16 protein-coding genes and 1 pseudogene are annotated in these 14,888 nt (G+C 68.8%); 5 read left to right on the forward strand and 12 right to left on the reverse strand.

Annotated features, from left to right (window positions below):
* Window positions 1-2: 2 nt before the first annotated feature.
* The 4 genes from cyoA to PIGHUM_RS08640 all read right to left on the reverse strand — a co-directional run bounded on the left by cyoA (window position 3) and on the right by PIGHUM_RS08640 (window position 4,268).
* A complete protein-coding gene (gene cyoA, locus PIGHUM_RS08625) occupies window positions 3-911 on the reverse strand; it encodes a ubiquinol oxidase subunit II (RefSeq protein WP_246013045.1) in 909 nt (302 codons plus the stop codon).
* Between the two features lie 303 nt (window positions 912-1,214).
* Entirely contained in the window at window positions 1,215-1,769 is a 555-nt protein-coding gene (locus PIGHUM_RS08630; protein ID WP_124079169.1) for a response regulator transcription factor, read from the reverse strand.
* Complete coding sequence (locus tag PIGHUM_RS08635; RefSeq protein WP_124079170.1) at window positions 1,766-2,974, reverse strand: ATP-binding protein; 1,209 nt, start codon at window positions 2,972-2,974, stop codon at window positions 1,766-1,768. The genes PIGHUM_RS08630 and PIGHUM_RS08635 overlap by 4 nt, the downstream gene beginning before the upstream one ends.
* A 43-nt stretch (window positions 2,975-3,017) precedes the next feature.
* A complete protein-coding gene (locus tag PIGHUM_RS08640) occupies window positions 3,018-4,268 on the reverse strand; it encodes an MFS transporter (RefSeq protein ID WP_124079171.1) in 1,251 nt (416 codons plus the stop codon).
* Window positions 4,269-4,434: 166 nt separating this feature from the next.
* Here PIGHUM_RS08640 and arsC point away from each other — a divergent pair.
* A pseudogene (arsC, locus tag PIGHUM_RS08645) lies at window positions 4,435-4,788 on the forward strand (arsenate reductase (glutaredoxin)); the annotation flags it as partial.
* 22 nt (window positions 4,789-4,810) lie between these two features.
* Here arsC and PIGHUM_RS08650 read toward each other — a convergent pair.
* From PIGHUM_RS08650 to PIGHUM_RS08670, 5 genes are all read right to left on the reverse strand, one after another.
* A complete protein-coding gene (locus PIGHUM_RS08650; protein ID WP_160142214.1) occupies window positions 4,811-6,217 on the reverse strand; it encodes a GGDEF domain-containing protein in 1,407 nt (468 codons plus the stop codon).
* Window positions 6,218-6,326: 109 nt separating this feature from the next.
* Window positions 6,327-7,379 carry an NAD(P)H-dependent flavin oxidoreductase gene (locus PIGHUM_RS08655; RefSeq protein WP_124079174.1) on the reverse strand — a complete coding sequence of 351 codons (1,053 nt, stop codon included), beginning with the start codon at window positions 7,377-7,379 and terminating at the stop codon, window positions 6,327-6,329.
* Complete coding sequence (locus PIGHUM_RS08660) at window positions 7,376-7,822, reverse strand: RrF2 family transcriptional regulator (RefSeq protein WP_124079175.1); 447 nt, start codon at window positions 7,820-7,822, stop codon at window positions 7,376-7,378. The genes PIGHUM_RS08655 and PIGHUM_RS08660 overlap by 4 nt, the downstream gene beginning before the upstream one ends.
* Complete coding sequence (locus tag PIGHUM_RS08665) at window positions 7,813-8,217, reverse strand: group III truncated hemoglobin (RefSeq protein WP_124079176.1); 405 nt, start codon at window positions 8,215-8,217, stop codon at window positions 7,813-7,815. Before PIGHUM_RS08665 ends, PIGHUM_RS08660 begins: the two co-directional genes overlap by 10 nt.
* 139 nt (window positions 8,218-8,356) lie before the next feature.
* Window positions 8,357-8,731: a COG4315 family predicted lipoprotein gene (locus tag PIGHUM_RS08670; protein ID WP_124079177.1), complete on the reverse strand. Its 375-nt coding sequence runs from the start codon at window positions 8,729-8,731 to the stop codon at window positions 8,357-8,359.
* A 234-nt stretch (window positions 8,732-8,965) separates the two neighbouring features.
* Here PIGHUM_RS08670 and PIGHUM_RS08675 point away from each other — a divergent pair, with 234 nt between their 5' ends.
* The 4 genes from PIGHUM_RS08675 to PIGHUM_RS08690 all read left to right on the forward strand — a co-directional run bounded on the left by PIGHUM_RS08675 (window position 8,966) and on the right by PIGHUM_RS08690 (window position 12,171).
* Window positions 8,966-9,262, forward strand: coding sequence for a hypothetical protein (locus PIGHUM_RS08675; RefSeq protein WP_124079178.1), 297 nt, complete (start codon window positions 8,966-8,968; stop codon window positions 9,260-9,262).
* Between the two features lie 135 nt (window positions 9,263-9,397).
* Entirely contained in the window at window positions 9,398-10,135 is a 738-nt protein-coding gene (locus PIGHUM_RS08680; RefSeq protein WP_124079179.1) for a glutamine amidotransferase, read from the forward strand.
* Window positions 10,136-10,177: 42 nt separating this feature from the next.
* Window positions 10,178-11,455 carry a lytic murein transglycosylase gene (locus tag PIGHUM_RS08685; RefSeq protein WP_124079180.1) on the forward strand — a complete coding sequence of 426 codons (1,278 nt, stop codon included), beginning with the start codon at window positions 10,178-10,180 and terminating at the stop codon, window positions 11,453-11,455.
* A gap of 2 nt (window positions 11,456-11,457) precedes the next feature.
* Complete coding sequence (locus PIGHUM_RS08690; protein WP_124079181.1) at window positions 11,458-12,171, forward strand: ROK family protein; 714 nt, start codon at window positions 11,458-11,460, stop codon at window positions 12,169-12,171.
* A gap of 43 nt (window positions 12,172-12,214) precedes the next feature.
* Here PIGHUM_RS08690 and PIGHUM_RS08695 read toward each other — a convergent pair whose 3' ends face one another.
* The 3 genes from PIGHUM_RS08695 to PIGHUM_RS08705 are packed head-to-tail and all read right to left on the reverse strand — an operon-like array spanning window position 12,215 to window position 14,885.
* Complete coding sequence (locus PIGHUM_RS08695; RefSeq protein ID WP_124079182.1) at window positions 12,215-12,550, reverse strand: thioredoxin family protein; 336 nt, start codon at window positions 12,548-12,550, stop codon at window positions 12,215-12,217.
* Between the two features lie 60 nt (window positions 12,551-12,610).
* Window positions 12,611-14,032: an efflux transporter outer membrane subunit gene (locus PIGHUM_RS08700; protein WP_124079183.1), complete on the reverse strand. Its 1,422-nt coding sequence runs from the start codon at window positions 14,030-14,032 to the stop codon at window positions 12,611-12,613.
* Between the two features lie 4 nt (window positions 14,033-14,036).
* On the reverse strand, window positions 14,037-14,885 hold the full coding sequence (locus PIGHUM_RS08705; protein ID WP_124079271.1) for an efflux RND transporter periplasmic adaptor subunit: 849 nt from the start codon (window positions 14,883-14,885) through the stop codon (window positions 14,037-14,039).
* Window positions 14,886-14,888 lie beyond the last annotated feature (3 nt).

Consider the following 14,888-nt stretch of genomic DNA (forward strand, 5'->3'; position numbering starts at 1 on the left):
GTTTACTCCGACAAGGCGATCTTGGATAGATTGGCAGGCGTGCACATACCGGTATCCATGCCTGCGGAGGCCATGTACTGGTTGATGATGCCGTCAAACATGTTGGGCGCTGCGCCCGAGTAGTAGGCCACCGGCTCGTGCTCGCTCGGCGAGACCAGGGCCTGGTAGGCCGTCGGGGTCATTTCCTGCGGCGAGGACTGGACCTTGGCGACCCACTGCTCGAACTCTTCCCGGCTGGAGGCGATGGCTTTGAAGCGCATGCCGGAGAAGCCCGAGCCGCTGTAGTTGGCGGATACGCCCGCATAGGTGCCCGGCTCGCGCGCGATGAGGTGGAGCTTGGTGGTCATGCCCGCCATCGAGTAGATCTGGCTGCCCAGCTGCGGGATGAAGAAGGAGTTCATGACCGAGGCGGACGTGATGCGGAAATTCACCGGCACGTCGACCGGGAAGGTGATCTCGTTGACCGTCGCGATCTTGTATTCGGGATAGATGAACAGCCACTTCCAGTCGAGCGAAACCACGTCGATCTCGATAGGCTTGGCCTCGGCCTCCAGGGGCTTGTACGGATCCAGCGCGTGCGAGCTCTTCCAGGTCATGACGGCCAGAATGGCGACGATGATGCAGGGAATCGTCCACACCACGACTTCGACCGCGGTGGAGTGCGACCACTTCGGGTCGTAGACAGCCTTGGTGTTGGAGGAGCGGTACTTCCAGGCGAACACGATGGTCAGGATGATGACCGGGATGACGATCAGCAGCATCAATCCGAGCGCGGTCAGGAGCAGGGTTTTTTCTTGGGCGCCGATGTCGCCCTTGGGATTCAGAACGTCCATGTTGCAGCCAGCCAGCAGCAACAGGACCACGCCGGCGCCCAGCGCGCGCCTTGCGTTCGCAAAGAAGGATTTACTCACGTCCAGCCTTGGGTTGAAGAAGGGATGGCGAAGTCCGCCAGTCCCGCATCCTAAAGAAGACGTCTCGTGTCGCAGTGCGACAAATAGTCGCGCATGGCGTGGCTGCCGGCAGGAGAGAGAATCAGGGAAAGCCCTGATGCGTCAGGGTTTTCTATAGGTATCGCCAGCGGGAGCCGGGCTGAGGGAGGGATGAGGCCTGCGACACTATGTCGCACCGTGTTGGCGGTATTTCACGGGAAATGGCGGCGATATCGGCATTTCCCGGCTTTCCCTCAAGAAGGCGCGGCAGCGATGAGGCTCTGCTTAATCGGGCTCGGGCCCGCGCTCGGGTCCCGGGCGCTTGGCCAGTTTGCGCTGCAGCGAACGGCGGTGCATGTTGAGCAGGCGGGCGGCTGCCGAGACATTGCCGCCGGTTTCGTGCAAGGCCTGCTGGATGTGTTCCCACTCCAGCCGATGCAGCGGAATCATGGTCGATTCGATCGTGACCGCCTCGGCCTTTTCCAGCCCCAGCGCGCGCATGATCATGTCGGCCGTGGCGGGTTTGGGCAGGTAGTCGTCGGCGCCGCGCTTGATGGCGTCGACGGCCGTGGCCACGCTGGCGTAGCCTGTCACCAGCAGGATGCGCATGTCGGCGCGCAGCGCCCGCAGCGGCTTGATCAGGGTCAGGCCGGAGTCGTCGCTGCCGAGCTTGAGATCGAGCAGCGCGAAAGAAGGGCGCATGTCGTCGGCGATCCGCAGCGCCTCGGCGATCGTGGTGGCGGTGCGGGTTTCCAGCCCGCGCCGGGCCAGGCTGCGCTGCAGCGTGCGCAGGTAGAGTTCGTCGTCGTCGACCAGGAGGCCGGTATCCAGGGTTGTCATCGGGCAGTAGAGGTCACGGTAGTTTCCACGGGCAGGTGGAATTGGATGCGCACGCCGCCGCCGGACGCGGGAGTCATGGTCATTTCTCCCCTCAGGCGTTCGACCGTGGCATGCGACAGCGCCAATCCCACGCCCAGTCCACCGGGCTTGGCGCTGCGGAACAGCGTGGCGGGCAGCAGCGGCTGGTCGGGATTGAAGCCATGCCCGTAGTCGCGCACCATGCCGCTGACCATGCCGTTCTTGCACTCCAGGTGCAAGTCCACGTACGGAGCGCCCGCCTGCTCGCCGGCGTCGGCGGCATTGTTGAGCAGCGCCTGCAGCAGGTGGGCGACCGAGGGTTCGACCCGCAATCCCTTGGGCAGGATTCCGGTGCGGTGCAGCTCCACGGTGGGGCGGACCAGGGTCCACTGTTCGACCACGCGTTCCAGTTCCACTTCGCTTGGGACCGCCAGATTGCGCACGCGTTCCCGGCACAGCGCCAGCAATTCGGTGAGCACCTGGGTATCGGCCTTGAGGTCGTCGGTATCGGCCTGCTCGGCGATCTCGTCGGCCAGCAGCGTCATGGTCGCCAGCGGAGTATTCAGTTCGTGGGCCATCGAGGCCGCGTGCGTGGCCAGCGCGACGATGCCTTCGTTGCGGGCGAAGCGCTCGCTCAGGTCGGCCAGTTCCCGTTCGCGGTGGCGCAGGTCGGCAGCCAGGCGGGTGGAAAAGATCAGAATCACCACGACCGTGATCAGAAAGCTGGAGACGATGCCCAGCAGCAGCAATTGGTAGGCGTCGCCAGGCGCTTTCAGCGGCTGGCCGAAGATCGCCGCCGCGCCGTAGCCGGTCACGCCCGCGGCCGCGGTGGCGTAGGCCCAATGGCGCGGCAGGGCCATGGCGGCCAGCGCGATCAGCACCAGGAACAGCAGGCCGAACGGATTGCCGATGCCGCCGCTCCAGGCGATCATCCAGGCCAGCACGACGATGTCCACCAGCATGTGGCCGACGGCGGTGGCGTGCGAGGGCTCGCCGCCGGCGCGCAGGTGCCAGCCCGCATACAGATTGAACAGGATCAGCGTGCCCACGCCGGCCCACAGCATGGATGCGTGCAGGTCCACGTTCAGCAGCCCGCCGGCGATGAAGATGGTGGCGGCCTGGCCGCCGATGGCGAGCCAGCGCAGGCTCGACAGGGTGCGTAGGAAAGAGGTTTCGGTACGGCTCATGCGTAGAAAGGAAAGGGCTGCGCGGAAAAACACCGGCCCTCCATTATGACGAAGCGGGCGGATGAGTTGGCGCGGGAGCTTCGTCCCGGTGCCGCATCTGCGCATACGACACGCCGAAGATCGCCAGGCCGCCCAGCGCCAGCAGCAGCCCGACCCAGCCGGTCGAGGCCCAGCCCAGGCCGGCGGAGATGGTCAGCCCGCCGAGCCAGGCGCCCAGCGCGTTGGCCAGGTTGAACGCCGAATGATTGAGCGCCGCCGCGAGCGTCTGCGCGTCGCCGGCGACGTCCATCAGGCGTATCTGCAGGGCGGGGCCGATGGCGACGATGGTGCCGATGAGCAATACGTTGACCGAGCCCAGCCACAGGTTGGACGCCGTCAGGCAGAAGGCTCCCAGGACCAGCCCCGACCAGACCAGCAGGCCGAAGATGGTGGCCATCAGGGATTTGTCCGCCAGCCGCGACCCCAGCAGGTTGCCGCCGACCATGCCGACGCCGAACATGGCCAGGACGAACGGCACGCCCTGCACCGGCAGCCCGGCCAGTTCCATCAATGTGGGCTTGACGTAGCTGAACACCGCGAACATGCCGCCGAAGCCGATGGCGCCTATGCCCAGCGTCAGCCAGACCTGCTTGCGGCGCAGCGCGCCGAGTTCGCGCCAGGGGCTGGCGCCCGCGCCGGCCGCGAGCGGAGGAATCCAGCGCCAGACGAGCAGGGCGGCCAGCACGCCGATGGCACCCACCAGGGCGAATGCCGAACGCCAGCCCAGCCACTGCCCGAGCCCCGTGGCGAGCGGCACGCCGAACAGGGTGGCGCCGGTCAGCCCCAGCATGACGTAGCCCACGGCGCGGGCGCGCTGGCCGTCGGGCGCCAATTGCGCGGCCACCAGCGCGGCGACGCCGAAATAAGTGCCATGGGGCAGGCCGGTCATCAGACGCATGAAGATCATGGAAAGATAGGCGGGCGCGGCCGCGCTGGCGAAGTTGCCGAGCGCGAAGAACGCCATCAGCGCTACCAGCAGGGTGCGGCGCGGCAGCTTCGCGCCCAGCACGGCCAGTACCGGCGCGCCCACGACCACGCCCAGCGCATAGGCGCTGATCAGGTGCCCGGCGGCCGGGATGGAGATGCCCAGGTCCTGAGCCGCGTCGGGCAGCAGGCCCATGATCACGAATTCACCCGTGCCTATGCTGAATCCGCCCAGGCCCAGGGCGGCCAGGGCGCGGCCGAAAGAGGGGCGCGGCGGCGTGCCGCCGGACGGCGTCGGAACGGAAGTATGCTGCAATGCGGAAGAAACCATGGAATCAACAGGGAAAAGGCGCAGCTGATTCGGAGCGATGGCAGCTGGCAAGAGGCACCTTAGCTTAGCAGTATCCGGTTGCGGTGCACAAAATCGACGGCGGGGCGCGGGCCGCCGCGCAAGGCTATGATGCCGGCATACGGCACGTATGCGAGGAGCATTCCCCATGAGCGACATCACCATCTACCACAATCCGGCCTGCGGCACGTCGCGCAAGGTCCTGGCCCTGCTGCAGGAGCGCGGCCTGGAACCTACCGTGATCGAATACCTGAAAACGCCGCCCAGCCGCGAGACGCTCAAGGGGCTGATCGCGGCGATGGGGCTGCCGGTGCGCGAGGCCATGCGCACCAAGGGCTCGCCTTACGAGGAACTGGGTTTGGGCGACCCCAAGTGGACCGACGAACAATTGCTCGATTTCATGATGGAGCACCCCATTCTGATCAACCGGCCCATCGTCGTGGCGCCGGGCGGCACCCGCCTGTGCCGCCCGATGGAAACCGTGCTCGAGATCCTGCCGGAGTAATGCCGTCCGGCGCCATCGGCTAGCGGCCGGCGATCCGGCCGTCCGCGGCTTCGGCCAGTTCCGTGCGGTTGCGGCCCAGCTTCTTGGCCATGTAGAGCGCCGCGTCCGCCGCGGCCAGCGTGCGTTCGTAGTCGGGATGGCCGGTATGCATGGCCACCCCGGCGCTGATCGTGACGTTCAGCACGGTGCCGTCGGCCAGGACGGTGGGCTCTTGCTCGATCTGCCGCCGCAGCCGTTCCGCCACGGCATAGGCTTCCGGCGCGAGCGTTTCGACCAGGACCAGCAGGAACTCTTCGCCGCCATAGCGGAAGGCATAGTCGCTGCTGCGCAAGCCGTTGAGCAAGGCGGCGGCGACGCGCTGCAGCGCCACGTCGCCTGCGGCATGGCCGTGGTTGTCGTTGATGGCCTTGAAGTGGTCGACGTCCACCATTATCAGCGCGAAAGCGCCTTCCGAGCGCATCGCCAGGGAGACTTCGCGCCGCAGCACCGTGGGCAGGAAGCGCCGGTTCATCAGTTGCGTCAGCGCATCGCGCCCCGACTCCAGTTCGGACATCTGCGCGAACAGCGAGCCCAGCAACTGCTTGATCGACGAGATCCCGGTGCGCACGCTGCGCAGTACCGACGCCCGCAGCGCCGGCGTATCGGCCTGCTGGCGCGCAACGGCCAGCGTGGCGTCGACGTCGGCAATCAGCGTGGAGATGGCCTCGATTTCGGAGTTCTCGCCGAAGCTGGGCACGCCTTTGTGGGTGAACCAGAGACCGAAGGTCGACGACGACAGGTTGCCGGTATCGGCCATCGGCGCGCCGATGGCGATCTGGTAGACCAGTGTGTTTTCCCAATCGAGCAGGCTGGCGCGCTGGCGCTCGCGTTCGGTATTGAGGTTCTGCGTCAGCGAGAACAGGCGGTAGGCCTCGTCGCTTTTGGCCGAGCGCTCGCGCGAGCGGGCATAGGACGCCGTCATCGCCTCCATGCATATATCCAGCACCTGCGACACATAGATCATGCAGATCCGGCGCGTGGCCTCGTCGGTCTGGGCGGCCGCCAGGCGTTCGAGCAGCCGCAGCTTCAGCCGCCGCGCCCCGCGCGCGACGAGATTGGAGGGAATGCCGATGCGCGCATGGATGGTGCCCACCTGCAATTGCGCGGCGATCAGTCCGTCGATGGCATCGGGCGAGTGGGAACCCAGCACCTGGATGGCCCACTTTTGCAGCGAGCCATGCAGCCGCTCGTGGACCTGTTCGCTCGACAGGAAAATCGACGCATGGGGATCGGCCAGCATGTGGGAGTAGAAATCGTCGGCCAGCACCCGCGCCAGTTTGTGGACGAGGGAGGAAAGCAGGGCCGGCGACTCGGGTGTGAGGCGCCCCATGAGCTCCTGCCATTCCGCGCTGATGCGCTCTTCTGAGAAATAATTATCTTTGGACATGGTTGCTGGAGGGGGTACGTACCGCGGCAAACCGGCAAGCTTACCAGTCGCAAAGGCATCGCGGACGGCGCGTAGAGATGGGCGAAGGGCCGGCCAGTTCCGGTTCGTGTCAGATGCCGCTTGCTGCCCAGGCCCGGGCCAGTTCGTCCACGATTTCGGCGGCGGGGCGCTCGCGGCAGCCCGCGGCATTCTGGCCGCACCACAGAGAGGTGAAGTCTCCCGAGCCGCGGGCCTCGGCCCGGGCCCGCAGCGGCGCAATGGCGGCGGTTGCCAGCGGAAAGGCGGGCGCGGCGGGCGATATCGGCCCCAGTTCGCGCATGATGCGGTTGACGATGCCTCGCGCCGGCCTGCCGGAGAACAGGTTGGTCACCGCGGTATGCGCCGTTTCGGGACTTCTGAGGGCGGCGCGGTGGACCGCGCCGGTGGTGGCTTCGGGCGTCAGCAGGAAGGCCGTGCCGGCCTGCACGCCTGCGGAGCCCAGTGCGCGGGCGGCCGCCACGGTGCGGGCGTCGGCAATGCCGCCGGCGGCGATGACGGGAACGCGCACCGCCGCCACGACCTGGGGCAGGAGGGCGAACGTGCCCGACTGCCCATCCAGGTCGCCGGACAGGAACATGCCTCGATGGCCGCCGGCCTCCAGGCCCTGGGCAATGATCACGTCGGCGCCATGGGCCTCGAGCCAGCGGGCTTCCTCGACGGTGGTGGCGGAAGACATGACCGTGGCGCCCCAGGCCTTGACGCGGGCCAGCAGGTCGGGAGCGGGCAGGCCGAAATGAAAGCTGACGACAGGCGGCCGGAAGGGTTCGACGATGTCGGCGATCGCTGCGCTGAAGGGCGCGCGGCCCGGGCCGGCGGCAATGCCGGCCGGGTCGATGCCGCATTCCGCGAAATACGGAGCCAGCGCCTGCCGCCAGGCCTGTTCGCGCGCGGGATCCGGCGCGGGCTCCGTGTGGCAGAAGAAGTTCACGTTATAGGGTTTGCCCGTTCCGGCCGCGAGCGCCTGCAACTCCGTGCGCAGGGCGTCCGGGCCGAGCGTCGCGCACGGCAGCGAACCCAGGCCGCCGGCGTTGGAGACGGCGATGGCGAGCGCGCTGGCCTGCGAGCCGGCCATGGGGGCCTGGACGACGGCGTGCTCGATGCCCAGGAGTGCTTGCAGGGTCATGGGGAAACCTCGAGGGAAACGGGAATGAAGGCGCGCAAGTCAGCGCCCGGGGCCAGCAGGTCCGCCAGCGTGTAGCGGTCCAGGTGGCCCAGGAAGAGCTTCAGGGCATCGCCCAGGATGCCGGTCAGGCGGCAATGGCCGGCCAGCGTGCATCGGCCGCCCGGCGCATGGCATTCGACCAGGTGGAAATCCGGTTCCAGCCGGCCCACCAGGGCGCCCAGCCGGACCGCCTCCGGAGGCTTGGCCAGGCGCATGCCGCCGCCCTTGCCGCGCAGCGTTTCGAGGTAGCCCAGTTGCCCGAGCCGATGGGTGACCTTCATCAGGTGCGCCTCGGAAATGCCGTGCGCGGCCGCGATTTCGGCGATGGTGCACAGCCGGTCCGGGCGGCCGCCCACGTACATGAGCAGGCGCAGCGCATAGTCGCTATGGATGGTCAGGCGCACGGCAGTTCGCGGGCGAGGCGGTCGGGGTCGCGGTGCATCTGGTAGCCCATCCACAGGCTCTGGGCGATGCGCCGCGAGAACGTGCGGGCGCGCTCGGCCATCCGGGCGTTGGGCTGCTCGGCAAGAGTCTGGTCGAACAATTCGAGCCATCGCGCGAACAGGGTTTCTTTCAGTTCGGGCAGGGCGACGTGGACGGACATCGGCGTGCCGGCGTAGCGGCGCGTGCCGCGCAGCATCGACGACCAGAAGTCGGTCAGCTTGGCCAGGTGGGCGTCCCAATCGTCGATGTGCGAGTTGAAGATCGGGCCCAGCCTTTCGTCGCGCCGCACCTTGGCATAGAAAGCCGAAACGAGGCGCGCGACTTCGTCTTCCGTGCAGAGATCGGAGGCTTGCATGGCGGGGAGCGGTGGAGGTCTAAGATGTATATAGGATATACCTTAATTGGCCGGCCGGCAGCCGCAAGAGAGCCACGGCCACGCGCATGCCGCCGTTTTGCCGCGGCGCTCCAGCGCGCCGCGGCCGGTCAGAACTGCGTCAGGGACGGGCCAGGCGCCAGACGCCGTTGAAGCCTTCCCCGGTGCGGTCGCCCGGCGCATTGTCCTTGGACCAGAAATACACGGGCTTGCCGCGATAGGCCCATTGCTTCCTGCCGTCGGGACGGTTGATCACCATCCAGTTGCCGCTGCGCTGGGCGTCGGACGGCGCCAGCAGCGGCGGCCAGTTCTGCGCGCAGGCGCCGGTGCAGGCGCTCTGGCCCACAGGGTCGCGGTCGTAGGTGTAGAGCGTCATGCCGTTGCGGGCGACCAGCGCGTCGCCGTTGACCCGCGCCGGTTCGGCGACCGGAATGGCGGTGCAGCCGGCGGCCAGCAGGGCGGCGGCGCAGCTTGCATAGACGAGGGCTCGGACCATGGATGTCTCCTGTGCGCGTTTGATGGACGAAGCGGCAAGCCATCCGCCTGGGCAGCGGCATGCGCGCGGATAGCCGCAGTATGGCTGCTGCCGGCCATCGCCACGCGCACGCGCGCCGGATCGCTTGTAAACAGTTGCAACGCCGCATCGTGACGATGTTTCCAGCCATGTCGCCACGATCTGCACGCCGGGGCATGGCCCATAATGGCCATGTGCCAATTCCGACCTCGGCCCATGGAACACGACAATACTTTCGAATGGCTGGGCAGCGCGCTGGGCGACGCCATCCGCACCATCGTCGCGGCGCTGAAAACCGTATTCGGCGGCTTCGGCCACGCCGTAGGCGAGTTTTCCGCCGGGCTCGCGCAGGCGCTGGGCATGAGTCCCACGCTGTTCAATTTCGGCTTGCTGCTATTGGGTCTGCTGCTGCTCTACGCCGGCGTGCGCGCCTTGATCGGCCGCTCGCTGCTGGGCGCGGTGATCTGGTGGGCGCTCGCGGTGCTGGTGCTGGGCGGGTTGATAGGGCCTTGAGGGCCCCCCCTATGCGCTTATGCGCGCCTCCCCCAGAGGCGAAGAGGGTGGACCGGCAAAGCCGGATCCACCCGCTTCCTGGATCCGAGGCAGTGTCTGATTACACGATTTAGCCAGCCAGCGGGAAATTGATCCATGCGTCCTATTCTTATCCTGCAGACCGGCGGCCCGCCCCAGGCCGTCGGCGCCGTATACGGCGGCTTCGACCGGATGGTCGGCAGAGTCGCCAATCTGAGCCCGGCCCGGCTGGCGCGCGTGGCGGCCTACAAGGGCGAGCTGCCCGAGTCGCCGTCGGCCTACGCGGCGGCCCTGATCACCGGCTCGCGCGCCAACGTGACCGATCATGCGCCATGGAGCGAGGCCTGCGCGGGCTGGGTCCGTTCGGCCATGGACCAGGAGTTGCCGATATTCGGCATCTGCTATGGCCATCAATTGATGAGCTATGCGCTGGGCGGCCGCATCGACTACCTGGACGACGGCCGGGAAATCGGCACGCAGCAAGTGGAACTGACCGAAACCGGCCGCCGCGATCCGCTGCTAGGCGGCATGCCGCCCCTGTTCGCCGCCCAGTTCATCCACGAACAGACGGTGGCCGAGCCTCCCGCCCAGGCAAGCGTGCTCGCCCGCAATGGCCGAGACCGGCACCAGATGCTGCGCTATGGGCAGAACGCGGTGTCGGTGCAGTTCCATCCCGAATTCACCGTGCCGGTGATGCGCGCCTATTTCGACGTGATGCAGGCCGGGCTGGCCGGCGAAGGCCTGGACGTCTGCAAGCTCCGCGCCGGCGTTGCCGAGACGCCGGTTTCGCATGCGATCATGCGGCGTTTTTTCGAAGGCTGCGGCGCGCAGCCCGAGCCGCGGCGCACGGCCTGAGCCGCCGGCGCACGACCCTTCCCACAGGAGATCTCGACGTCCATGCATGTCTTTCGCAAGTCCGTGCCGCTTTCCCTCTTAGCAGGCGCCGCGGCGCTGATGGCGGCCAGCGCCGCCCATGCCGGCGAAGCCACGCTCGATACGGCGGCCTGCCTGGCCAGGCTCAGGCCGGGCGCTCCCGCCAATGGCGTGCAGCTGGCGGAGTTCGACACGTATACCCAGGGCGCCGCGCTGCTGCCTTCCACGGTCGCTTCCGCCCAGGCGCAGCCCGAGGGCAAGGAAACCTGGTGGGACTACATCGCCAAGACGGTCGATGACGAACGCGTCGCCGCCGGGCGCGAGCTGATGGCCGGCCAGCAACAGGCCCTGGCCGAGATCGCCGCGCGCTACGAGGTCGATGGCGAGGTGATGGTGGCGATCTTCGGCATCGAGACCAACTACGGCAGGCAATTGGGCAAGACCCGCGTGCTCGATGCCTGGCTGACGCGCGCCTGCACGGAGAACAAGCCGCTCTGGATCAAGAACGCCTATGCCTCGATCCGCCTGCTGCGCGATGGCGCGGTCGATCCCGGCACCTTCGTGGGATCCTGGAGCGGCGCCTTCGGCATGACGCAGTTCATCCCGACCTCGTTCTACGAACTGGCCGCCGACGGCGACGGCGACGGCCGCATCGATCTGTACGGATCCCTGCCCGATGCGCTGGCCTCGACCGCCAGCCATTTGCGCAAGCGGCGCGCGCGCTGGACCCGGGGCACGCTGCCGGTGGTCGAGGTGCAAGTGCCGGCGGCGCTCGCGGCTTCCCTGCCGCCGTTGGACGAGTATGCCGGCAGCGAACGCCGCACCCTGGCCGACTGGGAGGCGCGCGGCGTCAAGCGCGCCGGCAGCGGCGCGCCGCTGGCGGGGACCGGCTCCCCCGGCATGCCGGCCTACCTGTTCGCGCCGACCGGCGCGCGCGGCCCGGTCTTCCTGGCCACGGGCAATTTCGACGCCATTCTGAGCTACAACAGCTCGCGCAAATACGCCTTGGCGGTCAGCCTGCTGATCGACCGGCTGCGCGGCGAGCCGGGATTGGCCACGCCCTGGCCGACCGACGACCCGGGCCTGTCGCGCGCCGAGGTGCGCGAGCTGCAGGCGCTGTTGCTGGCGCGCGGCTACGACATCGGCACGCCGGACGGCATCCCGGGCGGCAAGACCCGCGCGGCCGTGGCCAGCGAGCAGCAGCGCGCGGGCCTGGCCACGGACGGCAGGGTGGGCCGGCGGATGCTGGAGCTGCTGCGCCAGGATCCCGTCCCCAGGCACGATGCCGGGCAGGGAGGCTAGCCGTGCGTCCGGGCATTCTGGCGGTGGACATCGGCGGCAGCGGGCTGAAGGCGGCGATCATCGACGACGACGGACAGATGCGCGGCCAGCGGCTGCGCGTAGCCACGCCTCAGCCGTGCCCGCCCGGCGTGCTGCTGGACGAGGTGGCCGGAATGGCGGCCAGCCTCGAAGGCTACGATCGCATCTCGATCGGTTTTCCCGGCGTAATCCGGTGCCAGCGCGTGCTCACGGCGGCCAACCTGGGCTCGGAGGCCTGGCTGGGGTTTCCGCTCGCGCAGGCGCTGGCCGAGCGGCTGAACCGCCCCGCGCGCATGGCCAACGATGCCGACATGCAGGGCTATGGGCTGGTCCGGGGCGAAGGGCTGGAGTTCGTGATGACGCTGGGCACGGGAGTGGGCACGGCCTTGTTCAGGAACGGCGAGCTGATGCCGCACCTCGAGCTCGCCCATCATCCGATGGACGGCATCCGCACCTATGAAGAAGCCCTGGGAGAGGCGGCGCTGGAAAAAGCGGGACGCAAGCGCTGGAATCGCCGCCTGCGCAAGGCGCTGGCGCTGGTCGATGGCTTGCTCACGCCCGACTGGATCTACCTGGGCGGCGGCAATGCCAGGATGGTCGATGCGGCGCTGCCGCCGCACGTGCGCCTGGGATCCAACGAGGCCGGCCTGAAGGGCGGCGCGGCGCTGTGGCGCAACTGGAACGAGCGGTGCGCCTGAAGCGCCTGCCGGCGCGAGCAGGCCGTGCCCGTGCCGCGGCGGTTCAGGGCAGTTCGGCGGGATAGCCGTCGAGCGCGAGGGCCATCTGCCTGCGGATGTCCCACCCTGCCAGTTCGGCGTTCACCGCGCCGTAGAACACGCCATCGCGCACCACGAACAGCGCCGGCAGGTGGAACACCTCGTAGCGTTCGACCAGCCCCTGGTTGCGGCCCGCGTCGATCCAGCAAAGCCGTTCGGCCGGCAGGTTCATGTCCGGCAGGTGCGAACGCGCCAGCCGGCAGTTGCCGCAGGTGTCGCTGGTAAAAACCAGCAGCGAGGTGCCGCGCGCATCGAGCAGGAAACGATCGGCGGTGCCGTCGTCGAGTTCTATCTGTTCCATGGTTCCGCAATCGGTGGGTAGCCGGGCATTGTCGCATCCCGCACGCCTGATGGCCTGGCGCTATTCCCAGCCGCCGCCCAAAGCCAGGAACAGCGCGGCCTGGTCCGCCGCCAACTGGCCCTGGGCGGTGCCCAGCGCGCTTTCCGAGCCGGCCAGCGTGCGCTCGGCATCGAGCACCGTCAGGAAGTCGGTGCGCCCGGCCTGGTACAGGGTGCGCGCCTGCCTCGCGGCGGTGCGATGCTGGTCGCGCGCGGCGGCAAGCGCCTGGGCGCGGTCCAGGTCGCGGGCGTAGACGGTCAATGCGCTGGACGTTTCGCGCAGCGCGCCCAGGACGGCGGCGTCGAAGCGTGCCAGCGCCGCCTTGCTGCCGGCTTCGGCCTGGGCGATGTGGCTGCGCGCCACGCCGGTATTGGGCAGGCTCCACGAGATCAGCGGACCGATGCTCCAGCGGAAAGTATTGGCCTGGCCGAATTGCGAAGCGGCGCCGGTATAGCCTGCGGAGGCGCCCAGGGTGATGCTGGGATAGAGTTCGGCCGTCGCCACGCCGATGCGGGCCGTCGCCGCGGCCAGCGCGCGTTCGGCCTGGCGGACGTCGGGCCGGCGGCGCAACAGCGCCGCGCCGTCGCCGACCGGCACGGGGTCGCGCAGCGTGGGCGGGGCATGGCAGTCCGCCAGGGAGGCGGGCAGCGTGCCCGGCACCTTGCCGGTCAGGACGGCCAGGCGGTAGAGCGCCGTGGTGCGCTGGGCCTCCAGCGGCGGGACCGCGGCGCGCAGCGATTCCAGCTGGCCGCGCGCCCGGCTCACGTCGAGCTCGGTGCCGCGCCCCAGGCCGGCGCGTTGGCTGGTAAGACGGACGAACTCGTCCTGCAAGCCGATCGAGCGCTGCGCCACGTCCAATTGCCGGCCGGCCGAACACAGGTCCGCGTAGGCGCGGACGGTGCCGGCGGCGACCGTGACCCGGGCCAGGTCGTAGGCGGAGCGGGCCGCCTCGGCATCGGCCTGGGCGGCCTCGATGGCGCGCGAAATCCGGCCCACGACGTCCACCTGGTAGGAGATGGCGATGCCGGTGTCGTAGCTGCCCGTATCCGGCAGCACGTAGGGCACGCCCTTGGCCGCGCCCGCCGCCCGTCCGTAGGCCGGCGAGGCGTTGAGCGCGGCAGCGGGCCGGCGCGCGCCTGCGGCTTCGTCGACGACCGCCGCGGCGCGTTCCAGATTGGCGGCGGCAACGCGCAGGTCGGCATTGGCGGCGAAAGCCTCGGCGACGAGCCCGTCCAGCGTGGCGTCGTCATAGAGCCGCCACCAGTGCGGCGGCAGAGGCGCGACCTGGGCGGCACCGGTTTCGACGCCGGCCAGCGGGCCGTTGGCGGCCTCCAGCCTGACGGCGGCCCGCGCGGGCACGGCGTAGTCCGGACCGACCGTCGTGCAGGCCGCGCCCGCCGCCAGCAGGGCGGCCGCGCAAGCGCGCAGAATCAGGAGTCTCATGGCCTCATCCTGCCGAGTGGGCCGTGGCGGCGCGTTCGTGGACTTCGACCGTGGCGGTCTGGCCGGCAACCAGCCGGACCGATGCCGGCACCCGGTCGATCGCCACGCGCACCGGTATCCGCTGCGCCAGTCGTACCCAGTTGAACGTGGGGTTCACATTGGGCAGCAGGTTGGTGGCCGTGCTGCGGTCGCGGTCGGCGATGCCTTCCGAGAAACTGTCGACGTGGCCTTCGAGCGGCGTGCCCACGCCCATCAGCGAGACGGTGACCGGATCGCCCACCTGGATGCGCGGCAGCTTGTTCTCTTCGAAATAGCCTTCCACGTAGAACGAATCGCGATCGACCACGGCCATGACCGCGTGCCCCGCGCTGACGTAGCCGCCCGCGCGCAGGTCGAGATTGGTGACGTAGCCGTTGACCGGCGAGACCACCGTGCTGCGCGCGAGATTGAGCCTGGCCAGGTCCAGGCCGACCTGTGCCTGGGCCAGCGCGGCGCGCAATTGCTCGCGGCGCGACAGCGATTGTTCGCTGGCTTCCCTGGAGACCAGGGAGCCCAGTTCGCCGTTGCGCTCGACCTCGCGGCCGGCTTGGGCGAGCGCCGCGCGCTGGGCGAGCAGGGCGGCCTCGGCCTGGCGCAGCGCCAGCTCGTAGCGCGCCTTGTCGATCTGGAACAGCACCTGGCCGGCCTGCACGGCCTGGTTGTCGCGCACCATGACCTGGGTGACCTGGCCGGTTACGTCGGGCGCGACCTGGACGACGTAGGCTTTGACGCGGCCGTCGCGCGTCCAGGGGCGGACTTCATAGTGCTGCCACAGCGCCCGTCCCGCCGCGGCGGCGATCGCCAGGACCAGCATGGT

The organism is Pigmentiphaga humi, from assembly GCF_900606115.1.
GTDB lineage: Bacteria > Pseudomonadota > Gammaproteobacteria > Burkholderiales > Burkholderiaceae_B > Pigmentiphaga > Pigmentiphaga humi.

Coding starts and splice junctions, on each gene's coding strand:
- PIGHUM_RS08630 (WP_124079169.1), bottom strand. CDS start 1,769: ATGACAACCCTGGATACCGGCCTCCTGGTCGACGACGACGAACTCTAC.
- PIGHUM_RS08635 (WP_124079170.1), bottom strand. CDS start 2,974: ATGAGCCGTACCGAAACCTCTTTCCTACGCACCCTGTCGAGCCTGCGC.
- PIGHUM_RS08640 (WP_124079171.1), bottom strand. CDS start 4,268: ATGGTTTCTTCCGCATTGCAGCATACTTCCGTTCCGACGCCGTCCGGC.
- PIGHUM_RS08650 (WP_160142214.1), bottom strand. CDS start 6,217: ATGTCCAAAGATAATTATTTCTCAGAAGAGCGCATCAGCGCGGAATGG.
- PIGHUM_RS08655 (WP_124079174.1), bottom strand. CDS start 7,379: ATGACCCTGCAAGCACTCCTGGGCATCGAGCACGCCGTCGTCCAGGCC.
- PIGHUM_RS08665 (WP_124079176.1), bottom strand. CDS start 8,217: ATGCAAGCCTCCGATCTCTGCACGGAAGACGAAGTCGCGCGCCTCGTT.
- PIGHUM_RS08670 (WP_124079177.1), bottom strand. CDS start 8,731: ATGGTCCGAGCCCTCGTCTATGCAAGCTGCGCCGCCGCCCTGCTGGCC.
- PIGHUM_RS08675 (WP_124079178.1), top strand. CDS start 8,966: ATGGAACACGACAATACTTTCGAATGGCTGGGCAGCGCGCTGGGCGAC.
- PIGHUM_RS08680 (WP_124079179.1), top strand. CDS start 9,398: ATGCGTCCTATTCTTATCCTGCAGACCGGCGGCCCGCCCCAGGCCGTC.
- PIGHUM_RS08685 (WP_124079180.1), top strand. CDS start 10,178: ATGCATGTCTTTCGCAAGTCCGTGCCGCTTTCCCTCTTAGCAGGCGCC.
- PIGHUM_RS08695 (WP_124079182.1), bottom strand. CDS start 12,550: ATGGAACAGATAGAACTCGACGACGGCACCGCCGATCGTTTCCTGCTC.
- PIGHUM_RS08700 (WP_124079183.1), bottom strand. CDS start 14,032: ATGAGACTCCTGATTCTGCGCGCTTGCGCGGCCGCCCTGCTGGCGGCG.
- PIGHUM_RS08705 (WP_124079271.1), bottom strand. CDS start 14,885: ATGCTGGTCCTGGCGATCGCCGCCGCGGCGGGACGGGCGCTGTGGCAG.